Annotated in this window: 27 protein-coding genes and 1 rRNA gene; 27 read left to right on the forward strand and 1 reads right to left on the reverse strand. The window is 41.0% G+C overall.

Translation table 11 applies throughout. The annotated features are described in order from the left end of the window. Positions 1-3: 3 nt before the first annotated feature. The 14 genes from rrf to rsmI all read left to right on the forward strand — a co-directional run bounded on the left by rrf (position 4) and on the right by rsmI (position 9,424). Positions 4-119 (forward strand): 5S ribosomal RNA (rrf, locus tag ACP7A0_RS17955). A gap of 171 nt (positions 120-290) precedes the next feature. After that, the gene (locus tag ACP7A0_RS17960) at positions 291-482 is read left to right on the forward strand and encodes a sigma factor G inhibitor Gin (protein ID WP_003217973.1); all 192 of its coding nucleotides are present in this window, start codon (positions 291-293) and stop codon (positions 480-482) included. A gap of 128 nt (positions 483-610) precedes the next feature. Next, positions 611-1,225, forward strand: a complete 615-nt coding sequence (locus ACP7A0_RS17965; protein ID WP_095286193.1) for a 5-bromo-4-chloroindolyl phosphate hydrolysis family protein — start codon at positions 611-613, stop codon at positions 1,223-1,225. A 19-nt stretch (positions 1,226-1,244) separates the two neighbouring features. Continuing rightward, positions 1,245-2,303: a toxic anion resistance protein gene (locus ACP7A0_RS17970; protein ID WP_106061955.1), complete on the forward strand. Its 1,059-nt coding sequence runs from the start codon at positions 1,245-1,247 to the stop codon at positions 2,301-2,303. 77 nt (positions 2,304-2,380) lie between these two features. Beyond that, positions 2,381-3,790 (forward strand): aminotransferase class I/II-fold pyridoxal phosphate-dependent enzyme, encoded by a 1,410-nt coding sequence (locus ACP7A0_RS17975; protein ID WP_426005927.1) that lies wholly within the window; start codon positions 2,381-2,383, stop codon positions 3,788-3,790. After that, positions 3,787-4,425, forward strand: coding sequence for a dTMP kinase (gene tmk, locus ACP7A0_RS17980; RefSeq protein ID WP_034665671.1), 639 nt, complete (start codon positions 3,787-3,789; stop codon positions 4,423-4,425). The genes ACP7A0_RS17975 and tmk overlap by 4 nt, the downstream gene beginning before the upstream one ends. A gap of 79 nt (positions 4,426-4,504) precedes the next feature. After that, positions 4,505-4,834 carry a cyclic-di-AMP receptor gene (locus ACP7A0_RS17985; RefSeq protein ID WP_024425625.1) on the forward strand — a complete coding sequence of 110 codons (330 nt, stop codon included), beginning with the start codon at positions 4,505-4,507 and terminating at the stop codon, positions 4,832-4,834. A gap of 12 nt (positions 4,835-4,846) precedes the next feature. Beyond that, the gene (locus ACP7A0_RS17990) at positions 4,847-5,287 is read left to right on the forward strand and encodes a YaaR family protein (protein ID WP_034665673.1); all 441 of its coding nucleotides are present in this window, start codon (positions 4,847-4,849) and stop codon (positions 5,285-5,287) included. 11 nt (positions 5,288-5,298) lie between these two features. After that, complete coding sequence (holB, locus tag ACP7A0_RS17995) at positions 5,299-6,288, forward strand: DNA polymerase III subunit delta' (protein ID WP_106037503.1); 990 nt, start codon at positions 5,299-5,301, stop codon at positions 6,286-6,288. A gap of 2 nt (positions 6,289-6,290) precedes the next feature. Continuing rightward, on the forward strand, positions 6,291-7,118 hold the full coding sequence (locus ACP7A0_RS18000; RefSeq protein ID WP_012008643.1) for a PSP1 domain-containing protein: 828 nt from the start codon (positions 6,291-6,293) through the stop codon (positions 7,116-7,118). A gap of 14 nt (positions 7,119-7,132) precedes the next feature. After that, on the forward strand, positions 7,133-7,486 hold the full coding sequence (yabA, locus tag ACP7A0_RS18005; protein ID WP_003217957.1) for a DNA replication initiation control protein YabA: 354 nt from the start codon (positions 7,133-7,135) through the stop codon (positions 7,484-7,486). Positions 7,487-7,541: 55 nt separating this feature from the next. After that, a complete protein-coding gene (locus ACP7A0_RS18010) occupies positions 7,542-8,285 on the forward strand; it encodes a tRNA1(Val) (adenine(37)-N6)-methyltransferase (protein ID WP_044140390.1) in 744 nt (247 codons plus the stop codon). Beyond that, a complete protein-coding gene (locus tag ACP7A0_RS18015; protein WP_106031938.1) occupies positions 8,272-8,568 on the forward strand; it encodes a GIY-YIG nuclease family protein in 297 nt (98 codons plus the stop codon). The genes ACP7A0_RS18010 and ACP7A0_RS18015 overlap by 14 nt, the downstream gene beginning before the upstream one ends. Further along, entirely contained in the window at positions 8,546-9,424 is an 879-nt protein-coding gene (gene rsmI, locus ACP7A0_RS18020; protein ID WP_426005931.1) for a 16S rRNA (cytidine(1402)-2'-O)-methyltransferase, read from the forward strand. Before ACP7A0_RS18015 ends, rsmI begins: the two co-directional genes overlap by 23 nt. 45 nt (positions 9,425-9,469) lie before the next feature. Here the strand turns inward: rsmI and ACP7A0_RS18025 are convergent, their stop codons facing one another. Next, on the reverse strand, positions 9,470-9,760 hold the full coding sequence (locus ACP7A0_RS18025; RefSeq protein WP_087975202.1) for an AbrB/MazE/SpoVT family DNA-binding domain-containing protein: 291 nt from the start codon (positions 9,758-9,760) through the stop codon (positions 9,470-9,472). Between the two features lie 520 nt (positions 9,761-10,280). On the opposite strand from ACP7A0_RS18025, the gene metG reads away from it, so the two are divergent. The 13 genes from metG to glmU all read left to right on the forward strand — a co-directional run bounded on the left by metG (position 10,281) and on the right by glmU (position 22,414). After that, positions 10,281-12,278, forward strand: a complete 1,998-nt coding sequence (gene metG, locus ACP7A0_RS18030) for a methionine--tRNA ligase (protein ID WP_034665685.1) — start codon at positions 10,281-10,283, stop codon at positions 12,276-12,278. 82 nt (positions 12,279-12,360) lie between these two features. After that, entirely contained in the window at positions 12,361-13,128 is a 768-nt protein-coding gene (locus ACP7A0_RS18035; protein WP_034665688.1) for a TatD family hydrolase, read from the forward strand. Between the two features lie 244 nt (positions 13,129-13,372). Continuing rightward, positions 13,373-14,575, forward strand: coding sequence for a G5 and 3D domain-containing protein (locus ACP7A0_RS18040; protein WP_034665691.1), 1,203 nt, complete (start codon positions 13,373-13,375; stop codon positions 14,573-14,575). Between the two features lie 160 nt (positions 14,576-14,735). After that, positions 14,736-15,296, forward strand: a complete 561-nt coding sequence (rnmV, locus tag ACP7A0_RS18045; RefSeq protein WP_375566734.1) for a ribonuclease M5 — start codon at positions 14,736-14,738, stop codon at positions 15,294-15,296. Continuing rightward, the gene (gene rsmA / locus ACP7A0_RS18050) at positions 15,289-16,167 is read left to right on the forward strand and encodes a 16S rRNA (adenine(1518)-N(6)/adenine(1519)-N(6))-dimethyltransferase RsmA (protein WP_426005935.1); all 879 of its coding nucleotides are present in this window, start codon (positions 15,289-15,291) and stop codon (positions 16,165-16,167) included. The genes rnmV and rsmA overlap by 8 nt, the downstream gene beginning before the upstream one ends. A 130-nt stretch (positions 16,168-16,297) precedes the next feature. Continuing rightward, positions 16,298-17,182: a sporulation peptidase YabG gene (gene yabG, locus ACP7A0_RS18055; protein WP_034665700.1), complete on the forward strand. Its 885-nt coding sequence runs from the start codon at positions 16,298-16,300 to the stop codon at positions 17,180-17,182. Between the two features lie 213 nt (positions 17,183-17,395). Then, positions 17,396-17,653, forward strand: coding sequence for a biofilm formation stimulator Veg (veg, locus tag ACP7A0_RS18060; protein WP_003217979.1), 258 nt, complete (start codon positions 17,396-17,398; stop codon positions 17,651-17,653). 163 nt (positions 17,654-17,816) lie between these two features. Further along, on the forward strand, positions 17,817-18,002 hold the full coding sequence (locus ACP7A0_RS18065) for a small, acid-soluble spore protein, alpha/beta type (protein WP_012008653.1): 186 nt from the start codon (positions 17,817-17,819) through the stop codon (positions 18,000-18,002). A gap of 145 nt (positions 18,003-18,147) precedes the next feature. Further along, a complete protein-coding gene (gene ispE, locus ACP7A0_RS18070; protein WP_060595352.1) occupies positions 18,148-19,017 on the forward strand; it encodes a 4-(cytidine 5'-diphospho)-2-C-methyl-D-erythritol kinase in 870 nt (289 codons plus the stop codon). Positions 19,018-19,072: 55 nt separating this feature from the next. Next, positions 19,073-19,906 (forward strand): pur operon repressor, encoded by an 834-nt coding sequence (gene purR / locus ACP7A0_RS18075; protein WP_034665706.1) that lies wholly within the window; start codon positions 19,073-19,075, stop codon positions 19,904-19,906. A gap of 38 nt (positions 19,907-19,944) precedes the next feature. Continuing rightward, positions 19,945-20,322 carry a 2-iminobutanoate/2-iminopropanoate deaminase gene (gene ridA / locus ACP7A0_RS18080; protein WP_426005939.1) on the forward strand — a complete coding sequence of 126 codons (378 nt, stop codon included), beginning with the start codon at positions 19,945-19,947 and terminating at the stop codon, positions 20,320-20,322. Positions 20,323-20,547: 225 nt separating this feature from the next. Further along, on the forward strand, positions 20,548-20,844 hold the full coding sequence (gene spoVG, locus ACP7A0_RS18085) for a septation regulator SpoVG (protein WP_034324487.1): 297 nt from the start codon (positions 20,548-20,550) through the stop codon (positions 20,842-20,844). A 199-nt stretch (positions 20,845-21,043) separates the two neighbouring features. Continuing rightward, a complete protein-coding gene (gene glmU / locus ACP7A0_RS18090) occupies positions 21,044-22,414 on the forward strand; it encodes a bifunctional UDP-N-acetylglucosamine diphosphorylase/glucosamine-1-phosphate N-acetyltransferase GlmU (RefSeq protein WP_034665711.1) in 1,371 nt (456 codons plus the stop codon). Positions 22,415-22,427 lie beyond the last annotated feature (13 nt).

The following is a 22,427-nucleotide window of genomic DNA, read 5'->3' on the forward strand; positions in this document are numbered from 1 at the left end:
AGGTTTGGTGGCGATAGCGAAGAGGTCACACCCGTTCCCATACCGAACACGGAAGTTAAGCTCTTCAGCGCCGATGGTAGTTGGGGGTTTCCCCCTGTGAGAGTAGGACGCCGCCAAGCCTTTCTAAGGATCAGTTCCATACGGAACTGGTCTTTTTTGTTTTTTAAGAAAAGGAACAAACACCCGATCTGACATGGATACATATACTAAACTACCATCTAAAACATTCTTAATTTTGTATACAATTGAAAGCGCTAGGGCATACTGAAGCTATAAGTGGAGGTGTCACAATGAGCAAAAAAGAGCGAGAAGCGATTTGTTTGATTTGTGAAGAGAAAAAGACAAAGGGAATTTATTTATATCATCAGTTTTTGTGCCGAGACTGTGAGCGAAAGTTAATTTCTACATCGACCTCGGATCCTAGCTATTCCGATTATGTGAGAAAGCTTAAAAATCTTCATACGCCGCCTTTGTATTCATAGACCACTAGATGGTCTTTTTTTATGAGCTATAAAGGATTGGTCTTGTTTTTTGGAACTTAGTTTGGACATCATCCGTAATTCATAATAAGATAAACAGAGAGCCTGATTATTCATAGGAGTCGATGAACATGAAATCAATTTTTTATACATTTATATGGGCCATCCTCTCTACTTTTTTTTCGGTTGTGATTTTAACCGTCAGTATAGGGGTTTTCCATCATCATGCTGGATTATCGATACTGTATGCGATGATTGGGTGGGGTGTGATGTTTGCAGGGGGCAGATGGGCTGCTTTCCAATTGTTTTTAAAGAAACACGGACTGTCTCGTAGTGATTATGTATATATCAAACAGCATTTAAAAGAAGCAGGGCAAAAGCTCGTGCGTTTAAAAAAAGCTTTATTTGCTGTGAAAAACGTACAAACGATCAAACATAATTATGAAGTTCTTCGGCTTGCACGACGAATCTATACAATAACAAAAAAAGAGCCAAATCGATTTTATGATGCACAGCGCTTTTATTTCGAAAGCTTGGATTCTGTCGTTGAACTAACTGAGAAATATGCACTATTGTATAATCAGCCTAATCGTAGTCATGAGCTGGAAATGACATTGAGCCAAACCCGAGTGACATTGACAGAGCTGCAAAAGCAATTGACCAATGATTTGCAGCAAGTTTTAGGAAGAGACATAGAAGCTCTTCATATTGAGCTTGAAGTAGCAGATAAAATGATGAAGAAATAGATGAAAGGAGCCAAACTCGATGAAACCGGAAGATCACGCCACACCATCACCTGCCTCCACTACAGATCTTCAGTTTCGGGTGTTTGATACCTTATCTGATGAGGAGAAAAAAGAAGCCGTGCAGCGTGCTAAGCAGATCCCTGACAATCCGCAAAAACTGCTTTTCTATGGTACACGTGTGCAGGAACGACTATTGGAACAATCACAACAGATGATGAAATATGTTGAGAAAAAAGATATTGATCAAATAGGAGACGTGCTTGAGACCTTTTTGCAGCAGCTGCATGTAGTGGAGCCTGAGGATTTACTGCCAAAGAAACAGGGCATTTTTTTAAAATGGTTTCAACGGGATAAACGATCTACTCAGGAGATCATATCGCGTTTTCAACATGCAAAATCACAGATCGAGAGATTGTCAGCAAGACTTCGTTATGCAAGAGGCGTATTAATCTCGGACCATATGTTATTAGAGCGTTTATTTGAAGAAAATCAAACTTATTTTCAAGAGATGACGCTGCAGGTCGCAGCAGTTGAAGCGAAAATGACAACGTTAGAGCAGCGGCCTATTTCAGAAACGCAACTTTCTGTTGACCGGACAATAGAGGAGCAATTGATGAGTCAAGAAGTCAATGAAGAAGAGTATGTGGAGAGACTAAAGGAACGAAAGTATGATTTGCTGTTAAGCCGGCAAATTGCATTGCAATGTAATGCTCAAATTCGGATGATCCAGCATACGAATCATACTTTGGCCAATCATATTCAATCAACTGTTTCTGCGTCTATTCCACTATGGATCAACCAAATGTCGATTGCGTTAACGCATATTCAGCAGCGGGCCAATTCAGCTCTTGAGAACCGAATCCAAAAAACATATGAAAATGTATCAAAGCAGCAGGGACAGCTTCTTGAAGAGGCATCTTTTGCTCCTATAGATACGTTGAAAAAGGTCCAACGTCAATTAGCTGAAACATTACAGGAAACGTTACAGGTGAAAGAGCATGGAAGCCAAGAGCGGGCTCAATTGAAAAGCAGTATGTATGAGGCAGAGCAGCAGCTGGCGAATCCAATAAAGGAATGAGAAACCATCTTTCGGTTCACTTGTTTGAACGTTATAATAGACTTAAGATATCGTTAAAGTGAAAAGGGTCGATTTGTTTGAGAACACCTTTATATACAACATTAGCACAGCATGCGGAAAAGAAGCCTTATTCTTTTCACGTTCCAGGACATCACAATGGAGATGTCTTTTTTGATGAGGCACGGTCCCACTATGCTTCAATCCTTCAGCTGGATGTGACGGAGCTTGAAGGTCTAGATGACCTCCATCACCCGACTGGTGTGATTCAAGAGGCAGAAAATTTATTGACTAAGCTATATGGTTCAGATCAAAGCTTTTTCCTTGTAAATGGCACAACAGTCGGAAATTTGGCGATGGTGATGGCGGCATGCCGCACGGGAGACGAGATTTTTGTCCAGCGTAATTGCCATAAGTCTGTCTTCCATGCGATCGAGCTTGCAGGGGCAACGTCTATTCTGGTAGACGCTGAGATAGACCCACACTTGCATGTTCCAACACATGTGACGGATGATACAGTCAGAAAAGCCATAGCAAGACATCCTAATTGCCGAGCAATCGTTTTGACTTATCCGAACTACTATGGACATGCAGCTGATTTATCAAAGCTGATTCACATGTGTCATGAAGCAGGTGTGGTTGTTTTGGTTGATGAGGCTCATGGCGCGCATTTTGTATTAGGCGGCGCATTTCCTCCATCTGCTCTTTCCTATGGAGCGGACGTGGTGGTACAATCAGCACATAAAACCCTTCCGGCAATGACGATGGGTTCCTATCTTCATCTTCAAGGGGACCGAATCGATGCGAAGCGATTGAAAACATTGCTCACGATGCTTCAAAGCAGTTCGCCGTCTTATCCAATTATGGCCTCATTAGATGTGGCGAGGGCTTATGTCGAGGAGATCAAAGGAAAAGGGACATTGGATGTAATCATGAAAGAACTGACAGAGCTGAAAGATCAGTTCAACCGTCTGACTCATCTTGAAGTGGTTGAGCCTGACTCGCTGCTTTCCGATCCATTAAAATGCGTCATTCGATCAACAAAAGGACTGACTGGTTACGAACTAAAACGGGTGCTTGAATCAGAGGATGTTCATCCAGAGCTTGCGGACGAACATCAGGTTTTACTTATTCTTAGCTTAGAACAGAGGAAGGACGTTCCTTTCAAGCGGATCGAGCAGGCTCTTAAGCAAAGTGATTCATTGATCAAAGGAAAAAAACATATCCAAAATGAGACGTTATCTATTGAGACTGATGAGCAAAATCAAGACATAGAGGCTGTCCCATTTGAACATGCAGCAGGCCGGATGAGTGCAGAATCAATTATTCCCTATCCGCCTGGTATTCCTTTGATGATTAAGGGAGAGCGTATTGAGATAGATCAAATTGAGGCGTTAAGCCGTTTGCTTGGACATCAGGTTCATGTTCAAGCAAGTCAGGTCATTCATCAGAGAAAATTATATGTTTATATAGAAGAGGAGACACTATGAGCGGTATGTTTATTACGTTTGAAGGGCCAGAGGGCGCCGGAAAAACGACAGTGATTCGAAAAGTGTACGAAGAAATGGAACGTCAAGGATATGCAGTCATGGCGACACGTGAGCCGGGAGGCATTGAGATTGCTGAGCAGATTCGTGAAGTCATTTTAAATGAAAAAAACACGAAAATGGATGCGAAAACAGAGGCATTGCTGTATGCAGCAGCGAGAAGGCAGCATTTGGCTGAAAAGGTAGAACCGGCATTGCAGCGCGGAGACACAGTCTTATGTGATCGTTTTGTTGATAGCTCTCTCGCTTATCAAGGCTATGCGAGAGGGCTTGGAATTGACCAAGTCAGATCAATTAACGACTTTGCTATTGATGGTACGATGCCGCAAATGACCATTTATTTTTCCATTACACCTGAAGAAGGGTTAAAACGAATTCACGCCAATCAAGGAAGAGAAAAAAACAGATTAGACATGGAGACGCTGAATTTCCACCAGTTGGTCAGAGAAGGCTATGAACTGCTTATTGCGCAATCGCCAGAACGATTCCGTGTAGTAGATGCGTCTCAGCCGATACAGGATGTCTATGAAGAAGTACTTCGGGTGATTCAGGACACATTAAAGAAAAATCAAATATGACCTCATTCCCAATCGTTGTTATAATATAGAGGAAGACATCGGCATGTCACCTGTGCCTAAAACAAAGGAGGCCAATCAAATGAAATTAATTGTTGCCGTTGTACAGGACCAAGATAGCAGCAAGTTGTTGAAAATATTGACTGAACATCATTTCGGCGTGACAAAATTAGCTTCAACTGGTGGGTTTTTAAAGTCTGGGAATACGACTTTTATTATTGGTTGTGATGATGTCCGAGTGGATAAAGCATTACAGCTTATAAAAGAAAATTGCCGCAAACGTGATCAAATGATTGCACCTGTATCTCCAATGGGTGGTAACGCAGATTCATATGTACCATACCCTGTTGAGGTTGAAGTTGGTGGAGCTACTGTCTTTATTCTGCCAGTTGAACAATTTCATCAATTCTAAGGATGGGTTGCTGTGAAAATTAATCAAGATATGCGGCTGCTTTTAGAAAAGCGTGAACTCCAAGGCATTAAAGGAAGCCAAACATCTGCCTCCTTTAAAGCATCGATGGAGACGCAAAGCGGCAAAATGCGCTTAGAGCAGCTGACGGTCATGCTGAGTGATATCGAAGTGTTCGGTAAAAAGCTGACAAAGTCACGAAACCTAAAGGACTTGGCTAGGTTTAAAGGGCTTGTGAAGCGCTTTGTAAAAGAGACAGTCGATAATGGATTCAATATAGAAACATCAAGGAGCTTTGACATTTATGGCAACACGCGTACACTCGCTTTAGTCAAAGCATTAGATGAAAAGCTGATTGAATTAACAGAGGATATGATGGACCAAGAGAAACCTTCTATTGATTTGCTTGAACGTATTGGAGAAATAAAAGGTTTATTGATTAACCTTTACACATAGAGAGTGATAACATGGCAATTAGCTGGGATGACATGAATGATTTGCAGCCGCGCGTCATGCGGCTGATTTTTAATAGTATTGATAAAGACCGACTTGCGCATGCCTACTTATTTGAAGGAAAAAAAGGGACGGGAAAGCTGGATGCTGCGATGCTTTTGGCTAAGAGCTTTTTTTGCTTGAAAGCAGGAGTGAAACCATGTGAATCCTGCCAAAACTGCAAAAGGATTGAGTCAGGAAACCATCCCGATTTACATCTCGTGCAGCCTGATGGTCAATCGATTAAGAAAGCGCAAGTGCAGGCATTGCAAGAGGAATTTACAAAAGCAGGTGTGGAATCTCACCGAAAAATGTATATCATTCTTCATGCGGACAAAATGACGGTCAATGCCGCGAACAGTTTATTGAAGTTCCTAGAGGAGCCTAACCGGGAAACGATGGCAATTTTAATCACTGAGCAATCGCATAAAATGCTGGATACGATTATTTCAAGATGTCAGATGCTTAGCTTTCAGCCGCTGCAGCCGCAATCCTTGGAGCAGCAGCTATTACAAGAAGGCGTATCTCAGCATCTTGCAAGGCTTTTGTCGAATTTAACCAATAATTTAGCAGAAGCACTCGAATTAAGTCGAAATGATCAGTTTGCAGAGTCTAGAGCGAAAGTGATAAAATTGTATGAAGTCTTACACCAGCGAAAAGAACATGCATTTTTTTATATACAAGATCAATGGATGCCTTTTTTCAAAGAGAAAGACCTTCAAGAAACAGGTCTGGATATGCTTTTATTTATATATCGTGATGTATTGTCGATTCAAATAGGAAATGAAGATAAAGTCATTTATCAAGACTTATTCCAGACAATGAAGCAGCACGCGCTGCATTCCACACAGCAGATGGTGACGAACCAGATCCTTGCTGTATTAGAAGCGAAAAAGAGACTTCAATCCAACGTGAATGCCCAAGGGCTGATGGAGCAATTGGTGTTGATGTTGCAGGAGGGATAAGTTTGTACAACGTAATTGGTGTTCGTTTTAAAAAAGCGGGCAAAATCTATTATTTCGATCCTAATGGATTTCATATAGAAAATGATAGTTGTGTCATTGTAGAGACGGTCAGAGGAGTTGAGTACGGACAAGTGGTCATCGCTAATAAAAAAGTAGATGAACACGATGTCGTTCTTCCTCTGCGTAAGGTGATTCGTGTAGCAGACGAACGAGACCGGCTCATCGTTGAGGAAAACAAAGAAGCAGCGATGACAGCCTTTGATACATGTCTTCAGAAGGTAAGTGAACACGGGCTAGAAATGAAGCTGGTCGATGTTGAATTTACATTTGACCGAAACAAGGTCATCTTCTACTTCACAGCGGATGGCAGAGTAGATTTCCGCGAGCTAGTGAAAGATCTTGCTTCAATTTTCAAGACGAGAATTGAACTTCGCCAGATTGGTGTAAGAGACGAGGCAAAAATGCTGGGCGGCATAGGTCCTTGCGGGCGAATGCTTTGCTGTTCGACATTCTTAGGAGACTTTGAACCAGTATCCATTAAGATGGCAAAAGACCAAAACCTGTCGCTAAATCCTACAAAAATTTCAGGGCTTTGCGGCCGTTTGATGTGCTGCTTGAAATATGAGAATGATGAGTATGAAACAGCGAAAGAACAATTGCCCGATATCGGTGAAACGATTCAGACATCTAGTGGCTCTGCAAAGGTAGTAGGGCTCAACATTTTAGAACGAATTTTGCAAGTTGAATTAACCGGGCAAGAAAAAGTGATAGAATATACGTGGGAAGAATTATTACAAGAAGGCGTTGTATCTGCACAAACAACTGAGTAACGAGGTGTGCCACCTTGGATAAAAAGGAACTATTTGATACGGTGATCAATTTAGAAGAACAAATCGGTTCTCTTTATCGCCAGTTAGGTGATTTGAAAAATCATATCGGTGAAGTGATTGAAGAAAATCATCAGCTGCAGATGGAGAATCAGCACTTGCGTGAACGTCTGGATCAGTCTGATCGGGACAAATCGTCTGAGACAGAGAATGATTCTGCTCAGAAGCCAGGTCATTCTGATATAGGAGAAGGTCATGATAACCTGGCTCGGTTATATCAGGAGGGCTTCCATATTTGTAATGTACATTATGGGAGCATTCGTAAAGAGGGAGACTGTTTGTTCTGTCTGTCATTTTTAAATAAAAAATGAGAAAAGGCTTCCGCTGAATCGGAAGCCTTTTTCACAGGAAAAGAAAGGATACATCATGGTTTCGTTAAGAGAAGATGAACGATTAGATTACTTGCTCGCCGAAGATATGAAGATTATTCAAAGTAAAACGGTTTTCGCCTTTTCATTGGACGCAGTATTATTAGCGAAATTTGCGTATGTGCCAATCCAAAAAGGAGAGATCATTGATCTTTGTACGGGAAATGGCATTGTGCCATTGCTGCTTTCGACTCGATCTAAGGCCTCCATTACTGGGGTCGAAATTCAAGAACGGCTGTTTGATATGGCAAAAAGAAGCGTGGCGTATAATCAACTTGAAAAGCAGATTGAATTGATTCATGGTGATTTGAATGATATGCCAGCACGCTACGGCAACCACAAAGTAGATGTCATCACATGTAATCCGCCATATTTTAAGACACCTTCTAAGGAAGAAATCAATGAAAATGAATACTTGGCAATTGCCCGGCATGAAATCCATTGTACATTAGAAGATGTCATTCGTGTTTCTTCCACGCTGCTGAAGCAAGGAGGTAAACTGGCGATGGTTCATCGACCGGGACGGCTGCTTGAGATTGTGGAATTGATGAAGAAATACCGAATTGAGCCAAAACGAATTCAATTTGTTTATCCCAAACAGGGGAAAGAAGCCAATACCATCTTAGTAGAAGGTATAAAAGATGGAAAACCAGATCTGAAAATCCTCCCGCCTCTTTTTGTTTATGGAGATGATCAAGAGTATACAGAAGAAATCAGGACGATACTGTATGGAGAAGCATAATCATTACTTCTATGTATTGAAATGTGCAGACGGCAGCCTATATGCAGGTTATACAAATGATTTGCAAAAAAGACTGACGACCCACAATAGTGGAAAGGGAGCAAAGTATACAAGAGCAAGACGGCCGGTTGAGCTGTATTATCATGAATGTTTTGCAACCAAAAGAGAAGCCATGCAGCAAGAATATCGTTTTAAAACGTGGACGCGGAAAAAGAAAGACCTTTATATAGAAGAAAAGCGAATAGAAAAGGAGGCGGCACATGAAAACACAGAAAAGCTTTGATGGTCAATCAGATATGGGCATTCTATATCTCGTCCCAACCCCAATTGGCAATTTAGAAGATATGACGTTTCGAGCCATACAAACATTAAAAGATGTAGACTATATTGCCGCAGAAGATACAAGACAAACGAAAAAACTTTGTCATGTCTATGAAATTGATACGCCATTAACGAGTTATCATGAGCATAACAAAGACAGCAGCGGCCACAAGTTAATCGAATGGTTAAAAGAAGGAAAAAACATCGCTCTCGTGAGCGATGCTGGTTTACCGACGATCTCAGATCCAGGTGCTGAAGTGGTTCGAGACTTTACTAATATCGGCGGCTATGTCGTTCCGTTACCTGGAGCAAATGCTGCACTTACAGCACTCATTGCATCAGGGATTACACCTCAGCCATTTTTCTTTTATGGTTTTCTTGACCGACAAAAAAAGGAAAAGAAAAAACAGCTCGAAGCTTTGAAGAAGCGTCAAGAAACAATCATTTTCTATGAAGCGCCCCATCGATTAAAAGAAACGCTGACTTTGATGAAGGAAGTGTGGGGCAACCGGAATATCGCCATTACGAGAGAACTAACGAAAAAATTTGAAGAGTTTATTCGTGGAGATTTAGAGTCTGTGCTGACATGGTCCGCAGAGCATCAAATCCGGGGTGAATTCTGTCTTGTCGTACAAGGTAATGATCAAGATGAAGAAGAGCTAAATGAAGATGTCTGGTGGAAGTCCTTATCTGAAAAGGAACACGTGATCCATTACATAGAAGAAGGATTAACGTCGAAGGAAGCCATTAAACTTACAGCCGTCGAACGTGGTGTACCAAAGCGCATGATATACGATGCCTATCATATTGAACAATAAAGAAAGGTTCTTGCAAACGGTGCAAGAACCTTTTTTATATCAAACTTATTTTTGTGATTGAAGTTGGTTTTGGATTTCGTTAATAATTTGCTCTGCACCTTCACGGCTAAGAACTAATTTACCATTAGCAAGTTTAAGGTTATCGTCTGATACTTCACCTGTAACTTGGCAAGTCATGTTTGGTTTATATTTTTTTAGGATAATTTTTTCATCATCAACATAAATTTCCAAAGCGTCTTTTTCAGCGATTCCTAGAGTACGGCGAAGTTCGATTGGAATCACCACGCGTCCTAATTCGTCAACTTTACGTACAATACCTGTAGATTTCATCTTCATTCTCCTCCCAAAGAGTTCTTATTCTTAATATAATATTATCTTCGTCATTATTCGACAAATTCCTTACATTCATAGCATAACAAGGTTTCCATAAATCGTCAATCATTTTGTTTACTATTGTTTGTAAAATATGACTCTTAAAGTCAAAAGACCTTGAAACTATTGATTTATAAGGATTTCTCGGGTTTTTTCTATGAAAATATGAGAAATGACGAGTTCAGATTAACAAGACTTTTGCCCTAAATTAGACAATTGTAAATCTGGAAATAGATTTCATACGACAATATTCGACAAAATGTCGACAGGTTTGTCGTTTTTTTCGAAAAACTCATCTTTTTCGATCATTTCATCTTGTTCTATGTATATATGCTTGATCTTAAAGGCTAAGATGGTATCATAGAGAAAGCACAAGTGCAAAATTTAATGAATTGATCTAACACATTTTCATGTAATGATGATAACCGCTCTCGTCCATTGGGCGGGAGTTTTTGACATTTACACACACGCAGGAGGTTCCGACATGCCGGAAAAGAAAAAAACGTTTTATCTGACAACACCTATTTACTATCCGAGCGGAAAATTACATATTGGACATGCTTATACGACAGTAGCAGGGGATGCTATGGCTCGTTATAAACGTCTTCAAGGCTATGATGTGATGTATTTAACGGGTACAGATGAGCACGGACAAAAAATTCAGCAAAAAGCTGAAGAACAAAATATTACACCGATCGAGTATTTAGATCCGGTCGTAGCAGACATTCAATCATTATGGAAGAAACTCGACATTTCGAATGATGATTTCATCCGTACAACAGAAAAAAGACATACGAAAATCATTGAGCAAGTGTTTCAAAAGCTGCTTGATCAAGGTGATATTTATTTAGATCAATATGAAGGCTGGTACAGTATTCCTGATGAGACTTTCTATACGGAAACACAGCTTGTGGATGTTGAGCGGAATGAAAAAGGAGAAGTCATTGGCGGGAAAAGCCCTGACAGCGGACATCCTGTCGAATTAATAAAAGAGGAATCATATTTCTTCCGTATGAGTAAGTACGCGGATCGTTTACTAGACTATTATGAGAAGAATCCAACGTTCATTCAGCCTGAATCAAGAAAAAATGAAATGATCAATAACTTCATTAAACCAGGTTTAGAGGATTTGGCTGTATCAAGAACAACCTTTGATTGGGGAATTAAAGTTCCTAACAATCCAAAACACGTCATCTATGTATGGATTGATGCGTTATTCAACTATTTAACTGCGATTGGCTACGGAACTGATCAGGATGAAAAATATAAAAAATATTGGCCTGCTAACGTGCATCTCGTAGGGAAAGAAATTGTACGCTTCCATACGATTTATTGGCCAATTATGCTGATGGCACTAGATCTGCCGCTACCGAAACAAATTTTCGCACACGGCTGGCTGCTGATGAAAGATGGGAAGATGTCTAAATCAAAAGGGAACGTAGTAGATCCCGTCACATTAATTGATCGTTATGGCCTTGATGCCCTTCGTTATTACCTCCTTCGTGAAGTACCATTTGGTGCGGATGGTGTGTTTACACCAGAAGGATTCGTGGAACGTGTAAACTATGACCTTGCCAATGATTTAGGTAACTTGCTTAACCGTACAGTTGCGATGGTACAAAAATATTTTGACGGGACATTAAGCAGCTATAAGGGTCCAGTTAATGAGTTTGATGAGGAACTTAAAGCGGTAGCTGAGCAAACAGTCAAAGCCTATGAAGAAGCGATGGAAAACCTTGAATTCTCGGTGGCTCTTTCAAATGTTTGGACATTAATCAGCAGAACCAATAAATATATTGACCAGACAGCTCCATGGGTGTTGGCAAAGGATGAAACAAAACGAAAAGAGCTGCATTCTGTCATGTATCATTTAGCAGAATCACTGCGCATCACAGCGGTGCTCTTAACGCCATTCCTAACGAAAACACCTGAGAAAATCTTCTTCCAGCTTGGCATTGAAGAAGAGAAGCTTAAAAGCTGGGATAGCATTCTATCTTTTGGTGCCATTCAACAAGCGACGGTACAAAAAGGAGAGCCTTTGTTCCCTCGTTTAGAGGTTGAAGAAGAAGTAGCGTATATTAAAGAGAAAATGCAGGGAAGTGCACCAAAGGAAGAAGAGAAAGTAGAAATAGAAGAAACGGAATTACCTGAGCTTGGAGCAGAAATTGCATTCGATGATTTCTCAAAAGTTGATCTTCGAGTAGCACAGGTACTGGAAGCAGCCCCAGTGAAAAAAGCGGATCGTCTCTTAAAGCTTCAGCTTGATTTTGGATTTGAAAAAAGACAAATTGTTTCAGGGATTGCCAAGCATTATCAACCTGAGGAATTAGTGGGGAAAAAGCTCGTTTGCGTAGCGAATCTCACACCAGTCAAACTCAGAGGGGAAATTTCCCAGGGAATGATTTTAACTGGAGAAACTGATGGGAAATTGCAGGTTCTTGAAGTAGACCGATCTCTAGCAAATGGAACAAAAATTTTATAAATCAACAAAAGGTGTTCCACGTGTAACATTTCGTCGAACACCTTTTGTTTTTTAGAAGAATTGTCGAAAGGAGCAATCAACGATGTTATTTGATACACATGCCCATTTAAATGCTGAACAATATAATGAAGACTTAGAGCAGGTGATCGAAAGAGCGAAAAGTGAAAAAGTCGAAAAAATCGTGGTGGTAGGGTTTGACCGCCCGACAATTACGAGAGCAATGGAATTAATTGAAGAGTATGATTTCATCTATGCAGCCATTGGCTGGCATCCAGTCGATGCCATTGATATGACAGATGAGGATTTGCTGTGGATCAAAGAATTATCTCAACATGAAAAAGTCGTTGCGATTGGAGAAATGGGTCTGGATTACTATTGGGACAAGTCGCCAAAAGATGTACAAAAGGAAGTCTTTAGACGTCAAATTGCTCTTGCGAAGGAAGTGAATCTTCCAATCATTATTCATAATCGTGACGCAACGGAAGATGTCGTGACGATCTTAAAGGAAGAGGGAGCGGCTGATGTTGGAGGGATTATGCATTGCTTTACTGGCAGCCTAGAAATCGCAAAAGCGTGTATGGATATGAACTTTTATATTTCATTCGGTGGACCCGTGACATTTAAAAATGCCAAAAAACCGAAGGAAGTTGTCAAGGACATACCAAGTGACCGGCTTTTAATTGAAACAGACTGCCCTTACTTAACGCCAGCGCCATTTAGAGGGAAACGTAACGAGCCAAGTTATGTGAAATATATCGCAGAACAGATCGCGGAGTTACGAGAAACAAGCTTTGAAGAGCTTGCTGAATTGACCACAAAAAATGCGAAAAAAGTTTTCGGTATAAACTGACAGTATATGATGTCAATCCTTGTTTAAGCTTGTCCAATTGTGAAACATAACGAAAATGTTCTACACGTTTGCGCCTCCTCATAGGATAAGTTGTCGATAAGTCTTTCTTCCCTTCCTTCCATCAATCTCCCATAATAGGGTTACAATCGAGCATTTTTGTACAGTGGGAGGAAGGGTTGACAGGTTTTGAGATACTCTATATAATCTCTCCGAGGAGAAGGAGGCGTTTTTCATCGTACAAAAAATGAAAAATCTGTTTTCTGTTAAGCTAGGAAAAGGCAAGGTTTTATTACTAGTTGTTTGCTTGCTTTTAGCTGGAACTGGGACGGCTTACGGTGCGCATGAGCTCACTAAGCAGTCTATTACCATTTCAATCAATGGTAAAGAGAAGACAATTCGTACACATGAAGAGACAGTAGCACAGCTGCTTTCAGACCTTGGAATAAAGACCAGGGCGGAGGATCATATCTCTCCAAGTCTAAATACAAAAATTGAAGACAACATGAACATTGTGTATGATGCGGCTATACCGGTTCATCTGACCCTAGATGGGAAAGAGAAAACGATATGGACAACAGATCAGACGGTTGGAGCATTATTGAAGAATGAGAAGATAGATATTGGGAAGCACGATCAAGTAACTCCAGGAAAGAATGACAAGATTAAAAAGGATATGAATCTTGTGGTTCAGCAGGCCTTCCAGGTCAGCGTAAATGATGGAGGAAAAGATAAAAAGGTGTGGACCACTTCGACTACGGTCGCTGACTTTTTAAAGCAACAAGAGCTGAGGCTCAAGAAGCACGATAAGATCAAGCCTGCGTTACATAGTAACCTTTCTAAAAAGAGCGCAGATATAAAGATCACTCGGGTGGAAAAAGTCACCGATGTAGTGGAAGAGAAAATTGCTTTTGATACCAAACATAAAAAGGATCGTTCTCTTGAAAAAGGAAAAGAGAAGGTGCTTAAAAAAGGTGAAGAAGGTAAATTGAAGAAGCACTATGCCATTGTGAAAGAAAACGGCAAAGTGGTGTCTAAAGAATTGATTAAAGAAGTGACTGAAAAAGATAGCAAGGATCGTTTAGTGGCTATTGGTACACAAGTGTCCAATAAAGAGCCTAAAGCGACACCTGCCGTTTCAAGAAGCAATGAATCGTCTGGAAAAGAATTTTATGTGGCGTCGACAGCCTATACAGCGAGCTGTGCTGGATGTACGGGCAGAACGTCAACAGGCTTTGATTTAAAAGCAAATCCGGGTGCAAAGGTTATAGCAGTAGATCCGAGTGTCATTCCGCTTGGCTCTAAAGTGTATGTGGAAGGCTATGGATATGCCGTTGCATCAGACACTGGATCTGCTATAAAAGGGAATAAAATCGATGTGTTCGTCCCAAATAAGTCGGCAGCTTATCAATGGGGAAATAAACGAGTGAAAATTAGAGTACTCAAATAAACACATCAAATCATTTATATGAACAGAGGGCTTTGCGCACCCTCTGTTTTTTTGGTTATAATAGAAGCACTGTTTTCTAATTAATTAGACGCAAAAACAGCATAAAAGGTTTCGTTTTTTAACCAAAAATTGTTTATTGTTTTTGCAAGCGGAGGAATACATGAAAATCAAAGAAATCATTGTGGTGGAAGGTCGTGACGACACTGCGAGAGTGAAGATGGCAGTTGATGCAGATACGATCGAAACAAACGGATCAGCCATTGGCGATACAGTTATTCAACAAGTGCGTCTTGCTCAGGAGACGAGAGGGGTCATTATTTTAACTGATCCTGATTTCCCTGGGGAGAAGATCCGGAAAACCATCGCAGAAGCGGTTCCTGGCTGTAAGCACGCATTTTTGCCAAAACATCTTGCGAAGGCGAAGCGAGACAAAGGAATTGGTGTCGAGCATGCTTCTTTGGACAGTATTCGGGAATGCCTTGCCCATGTCCATGAGGAAATGGAAGTAACGGAAAGTGATATTACATTAGATGACTTATTTGACGCAGGCCTTATCGGAGGCGAATCATCGAAACGTCGCCGCGAAAGACTAGGTGTGCTTTTAAATATAGGATATACCAATGCGAAGCAGCTGCATAAGCGCCTTCACATGTTCCAAATAACCAAACATGATTTTATTGCGGCCTTAAAGGCCGTCATGCAGGAGGAAGCCGATGAATAAAGATATAGCGACACCCATCAGAACGAAGGAAATACTGAAGAAATACGGTTTCTCTTTTAAAAAGAGCTTGGGGCAGAACTTTTTAATTGATACAAATATACTCGATCGCATTGTCGATCACGCAGAGGTGACAGATGAGACTGGCGTGATTGAGATTGGGCCTGGTATCGGTGCATTGACCGAGCAGCTCGCTAAGCGTGCAAAGAAGGTCACCGCTTTTGAAATCGATCAGCGTTTATTGCCTATTTTAAACGATACGCTTTCTCCATATGATAATGTCACGATCATTCATCAAGATATATTAAAGGCAGATGTGGGAAAAGTCATCGAGGAAAATTTTGCTGATTGTAAAGAATTGATGGTGGTCGCCAACCTTCCATATTACGTGACGACACCGATTATTATGAAGCTGCTTGAAGAAAACCTTCCATTGAAAGGGATTGTGGTCATGCTGCAAAAAGAAGTAGCAGATCGTATGGCCGCTATTCCTTCATCAAAGGAATACAATTCGCTTTCTATCGCAGTTCAATACTATACAGAAGCGAAAACAGTGATGGTTGTGCCTAAAACGGTTTTCGTTCCACAGCCAAATGTCGATTCGGCTGTGATCAAGTTGACCGTTCGTGAAACGCCTGCTGTTTCAGTAGAAAATGATGAATTTTTCTTTCAATTGATTCGTGCGAGCTTTGGTCAGCGCCGGAAAACATTGATGAATAACCTCATGAACAACTTACCTGATGGAAAGCAACATAAAGAGATCATTGAAGAAGCACTTCAAACAGCAGACATTGATGGAAAGCGCCGCGGCGAGTCATTATCCATTGAGGAATTTGCCCGTTTGTCGAATGTTTTACAAAAAGCCCTGTTTTAAGGGCTTTTTTTGTTTTTCACCACTTCGCTTGTTCGGGCATAGGCTAGAAAGAACAGCACATATGAAAGACGAACATATTTAGTGCAAGACGATACCAACAGGATATGAGCCTGATTGTGGAGTGAAAAGCATGCAATTTCAAATAGGAGATATGGTGACAAGGGCATCCTATCAAATGGATATTTTGTTTCGAATCATTCGAATTGATGAGACCGATCAGCACGAAGCCACCGCCATATTGCATGGGAATGAAGTGAGGTTGATTGCTGATGCCAAGTTGTCAGATCTCGTCAAGGTTCAAAAAGAGGAACAGCTGACTAGAGAGAAAAATGACGAACGAAAAATCAATGAATCGCTCGACTTACTAAGACAGGATTATCAGCTGCTGCGGGAAAAACAAGAGTATCATACGTCAGGACAATATCAGCATCAAGAGCAGTATTTTCACATGCCTGGAAAGGTCCTTCATTTAGATGGAGATGCTTCATACTTAAAGAAATGCTTAGATGTATATGAACGAATTGGTGTACCTGTGTATGGTGTACATTGCCATGAGAAGAAAATGCCAAGCATGATTGACTCGTTAATTGATCAATATCGACCTGATATTTTGGTCATCACAGGACATGATGCGTATTCCAAGCAAAAGGGCGGCGTACATGATATCGGTGCCTATCGCCATTCTCGTCATTTCGTTGAAACGGTTCAAAAAGCAAGACGGAAAATTCCTCATTTAGATCAGCTTGTGATCTTTGCAGGTGCCTGTCAATCTCATTTCGAATCATTGATCCAAGCAGGTGCCAATTTTGCGAGCTCGCCTTCCCGTGTGAATATCCATGCGCTCGACCCCGTCTATATCGTTGCGAAGATCAGCTTCACTCCATTTGTAGATCGAATCAACGTGTGGGATGTGCTCCGAAATACATTAACAAGAGAAAAAGGCCTCGGAGGCATCGAGACGAAGGGCGTTCTAAGGGTAGGTATGCCATATAAAAGAGACCATGAATCGACATAACCCGACTGATTTCAGTCTGGTTTTTTTTATGTTCAAAAAGAAATTGCAAAAGGATACATAATTCACCGGAATTTGAGAAAAATAGGGAGAAGAAAAGGTAGAAGTTTGTCAAAATTATTTTGTTGACAATGGCTCGTGTTCGTTGATATAATTTAATTTTTATTTGACAAAAACGAGCCGTTGTTGTATAATTATCTCAGTGAGGTGGATGCAATGGCGAAGACTTTGTCCGACATCAAAAGATCGCTTGATGGTAACTTAGGTAAACGTTTGACGTTAAAGGCTAACGGGGGCCGCCGTAAAACAATTGAGCGTTCGGGCATTTTAGCTGAAACGTACCCTTCTGTATTTGTGATTCAATTAGATCAAGATGAGAATTCGTTTGAAAGAGTTTCTTATAGTTATGCAGATATACTGACTGAGACGGTCGAATTAACGTTCGATGATACCGCTAGCTCAGTCGCCTATTAATGGGCAGTGAACTTCTTGTTTACTGCTTTTTGTTTTGCCTTTTTTTCTGAATGGGAGTCTGTCCATTTTTTGAAAGGGGTAAAAGAAAGGATTCGATACAAAATAAGAAAGCCACACAAGCAGTGGCACTGATTCGAATTCTCGACTAAAGGGGCTGTTTCGTTTGGGTAGACGCCGAGGTATTATGTCAGATGAGTTCAAATACGAGCTGGCGAAGGATCTTGGATTTTATGATACCGTCAAAAATGGAGGCTGGGGAGAGATTCGTGCGCGTGACGCAGGTAATATGGTCAAACGTGCCATTGAATTAGCTCAACAGCACATGGCTCAGGATGAGAATCAACGATAGAAAAACGGTCAGGGATACCTCGGGTGTCTCTGGCTTTTTTTGATGAAAAGTCAGTGTGCTCGGCGTAAAAGCCTATATTCATCAGATCCATCAAATGTGATACAATATTGATACTTATGTTTAGATGGAGAAGTAGGTGAAATGTTTGCGTATTTTAGAAAAAGCACCGGCAAAAATTAATCTCTCACTTGATGTTCATGGAAAAAGACCGGATGGATATCACGAAGTGGAGATGGTGATGACAACAATAGACCTTGCAGATCGACTAGAGCTGACGGAGCTGGACAAGGATGAAATCCGTGTATCATCTCATAATCGATTCGTGCCAGATGATCAGCGTAATTTGGCTTATCAGGCGGCTAAATTGCTCAAAACAAGGTTCGGTATTCAAAAAGGTGTATCCATTGTCATCACGAAAACAATTCCAGTCGCAGCAGGTTTAGCTGGAGGCAGCAGTGATGCGGCAGCAGCTCTTCGCGGCTTAAATCGTTTGTGGAAGTTGAACCTCACGTTAGATGAACTAGCTGAGCTTGGAGCGGAGATCGGCTCAGATGTGTCCTTTTGTGTACACGGAGGCACAGCACTAGCGACAGGACGTGGAGAAAAGCTGAAGCATATTGCGACACCGCCGCATTGCTGGGTGATTTTAGCGAAGCCGGTGATTGGGGTATCTACAGCTGAAGTCTATAGACAATATGACGCAAGCAAAGTAGAACACCCGAATGTAAAGCGTATGATTGAAGCGATTGAAGCGAAAGATTATAAAGAGATGTGCGGCTCACTCGGCAACGTTCTAGAGTCTGTGACATTAAAGATGTACCCAGAAGTAGATATGATCAAAAGACAGATGAAGCGTTTCGGTGCTGACGCTGTTTTAATGAGTGGAAGCGGCCCTACAGTATTTGGCTTGATTCAATATGAATCGAAGGTACAAAGAATATATAACGGACTGAGAGGATTTTGTGATCAAGTATACGCTGTCCGCATGATCGGCGAACAAAATGCCCTTGATTAAATCCGTATATTAAGTTATATTTATCATAAATTATTCGGGTTCTGGGGGTAAGTTCATGAAGTTTCGTCGAAGCGGCAGATTGGTGGACTTAACAAATTATTTGTTAGCCCACCCGCACGTACTAGTACCGTTAACTTTTTTTGCAGAAAGATATCAATCTGCGAAGTCCTCTATTAGTGAAGACTTAACGATTATCAAACAGACCTTCGAACAGCAGGGAATAGGCACATTGCTTACTGTACCTGGTGCTGCTGGCGGAGTGAAATATATTCCAAAGATTCACCTAAAAGAAGCAGACGACGTAGTAAACGATATCGGAGAGGCTCTATCGACTCCTGAACGTGTACTTCCTGGCGGTTATTTATATTTAACCGATGTTTTAGGTAATCCATCAATTCTTGCGAAAATCGGTAAGCTGTTTGCGACCATCTTTGCAGACCGTGCGATTGATGTCGTCATGACCGTTGCGACAAAGGGTATTCCAATTGCCTATTCTGTTGCGGGTTATTTAAATGTGCCTGTTGTGATCGTTAGAAAAGATAATAAGGTAACCGAAGGATCAACTGTAAGTATTAACTACGCGTCAGGTTCGTCTAACCGAATTCAAACCATGTCACTTGCAAAGCGGAGTTTAGATAAAGGATCCAATGTCCTAATCATTGATGACTTTATGAAAGCGGGCGGAACCATTAACGGCATGATGAATTTGCTTGAGGAATTTAATGCAAATGTTGCAGGGATCGGTGTTCTTTTAGAAGATGAAGGCGTAAATGAACGTCTCGTTGATGAATATGTATCGCTTTTAAAGCTTTCAACCATTGATATGAAGCAGAAGATCATTGAGATCAATGAAGGCAATTTCCACGAGTTTTTTCATTCGAAAGCTTAAGCTTTGATCAAACATGTAGTTGAATGGGAGAGATTGATATGACAAAAGTTGTTCAAACCAAACATGCACCAGCAGCCATTGGACCTTACTCTCAAGGGATTATTGTCAATAACATGTTTTACAGCTCAGGGCAGATTCCATTAACGCCAGCTGGAGACTTTGTAAATGGAGATATTAAAGAACAAACACATCAAGTGTTCCGTAATCTTAAGGCCGTACTTGAAGCAGCAGGTGCTTCCTTTGAGACAGTCGTGAAAGCAACAGTTTTTATCAAAGATATGGAACAATTCGCAGAAGTAAATGAAGTGTACGGTGAGTATTTCCATACACATAAGCCAGCTCGTTCATGTGTGGAAGTAGCAAGACTTCCTAAGGATGCACTCGTAGAAATTGAAATAATTGCATTAGTAAAGTAAACAGGCAGTCTCAACGAAAGCCGTTTGGTTTCATCATATGCAGGAAAAGACATCATCATGATGTCTTTTTTTCACGCAGAGAATGTAAGCGTCGTCACCAAAATGACAAATAATGTATAAATATCCCGATATTTCAAAAAAAGTTTAAAAAAAGAGCAGGAGAATCACCACAATCGTTGAATACCTAAGTAATGCTTTTATATTGGGAAAAGGTGGTGAACTACTGTGGAAGTTACTGACGTAAGATTACGCCGCGTGAATACCGATGGTCGCATGAGGGCGATTGCATCCATCACGCTGGACCACGAATTTGTTGTTCATGATATTCGTGTGATTGATGGAAACAATGGGTTGTTTGTGGCAATGCCTAGCAAACGCACGCCTGATGGAGAGTTTCGCGATATTGCACACCCAATTAATTCAGGTACTCGGGGTAAAATCCAAGATGCTGTATTAAATGAATATCATCGCTTAGGCGAAGAGGAAGAAACAATTGAATATGAAGAAGCTGGAGCTTCTTAATCATATGTGAATCCAAAAAGACAGCTTTAAGAGAAAATGGAATGTTTTCTTTTAAATGCTGTCTTTTTTGCGTTTTTTCTCTTGTTTCTTATGTCTTTCATCCATTAGAAAATTATTGCACTTCCTCTTGTATCCTTGAAATCAGTCCTTATTTAGGATATATTTTTCTATGGATAATAGGGATATTGGAGGCCAATCAATGGATAAGCGGTTCGCAGTGATTTTAGCAGCGGGAAAAGGAACGAGAATGAAGTCAAAGCTATACAAAGTACTTCATCCGGTTTGCGGAAAGCCAATGGTCGAGCATGTGGCAGATGAAGCGTTAAAGCTTTCTTTAGCCAAGCTAGTGACGATCGTCGGTCATGGAGCAGAGAACGTCAAAGAGCAGCTTGGAGACAGAAGTGAGTATGCACTTCAAGAAGAACAGCTGGGAACAGCACATGCCGTCAAACAAGCAAAGTCGTTCCTTGCGCAGGAAAAGGGAACAACCATTGTCATTTGTGGTGATACGCCATTATTGACAGCGGAAACAATGGAAGCTATGTTGAGCGAGCATCAAAAACATCAAGCGAAAGTCACTATTTTAACTGCACATGCGGATGACCCGACAGGTTATGGTCGTATTATTCGTGACGAAACCGGTGCTGTCGTGAAAATTGTGGAGCATAAAGATGCGAATGATGCGGAACGTCAAGTGAATGAAATTAATACAGGGACCTATTGTTTTTCAAATGAAGATCTCTTCCGTGTGATTGAGCAAGTATCGAATGAAAATGCACAGGGTGAATACTATTTGCCAGACGTCATTGAAATTTTAAAGAATGAAGGGCAAACGGTTGCAGCATATCAAACACCGCATTTTGAAGAAACACTTGGAGTCAATGATCGTATCGCTCTATCACAAGCAGAGCAATTCATGAAGCGACGTATTAATCATCAGCATATGAAGAATGGTGTGACCTTGATTGATCCTGAGAACACGTATATTTCACCAGATGCTGTCATCGGTGAAGATACAATCATTTATCCTGGGACGGTCATCAAAGGGAATGTAAAAATCGGTGCAGACGCTACTATTGGGCCAAACACTGAAATTGTTGACAGCATCGTCGGAGATCGCACAGTGATTAAGCAATCTGTCGTCTGCGATAGTGAGGTTGGAGTCGATGTGACAATTGGGCCGTTTGCTCATATTCGCCCGTTGTCGAAAATTGGCGATGAAGTGAAGATCGGGAATTTTGTCGAAATCAAGAAAACGGTTTTCGGTGACCGCAGCAAAGCATCTCATCTAAGCTATATTGGAGATGCAGAGGTCGGAACTGATGTAAACCTTGGCTGTGGATCTATTACAGTCAACTATGATGGGAAGAACAAATTCTTAACGAAGATTGAAGATGGCGCTTTTATTGGCTGTAATTCAAATCTCGTAGCACCAGTCACTGTCGGAAAAGGGGCATATGTTGCAGCTGGTTCAACGGTTACAGAAGATGTACCGCAGGATGCATTGTCTATTGCTAGAGCAAGACAAGTCAATAAAGAAGATTATGTGAAAAATATTCATAAAAAATAATCCAAATACCCGG

This window comes from Bacillus sp. DWP3-1 (assembly GCF_049896565.1).
GTDB lineage: Bacteria > Bacillota > Bacilli > Bacillales > Bacillaceae > Bacillus.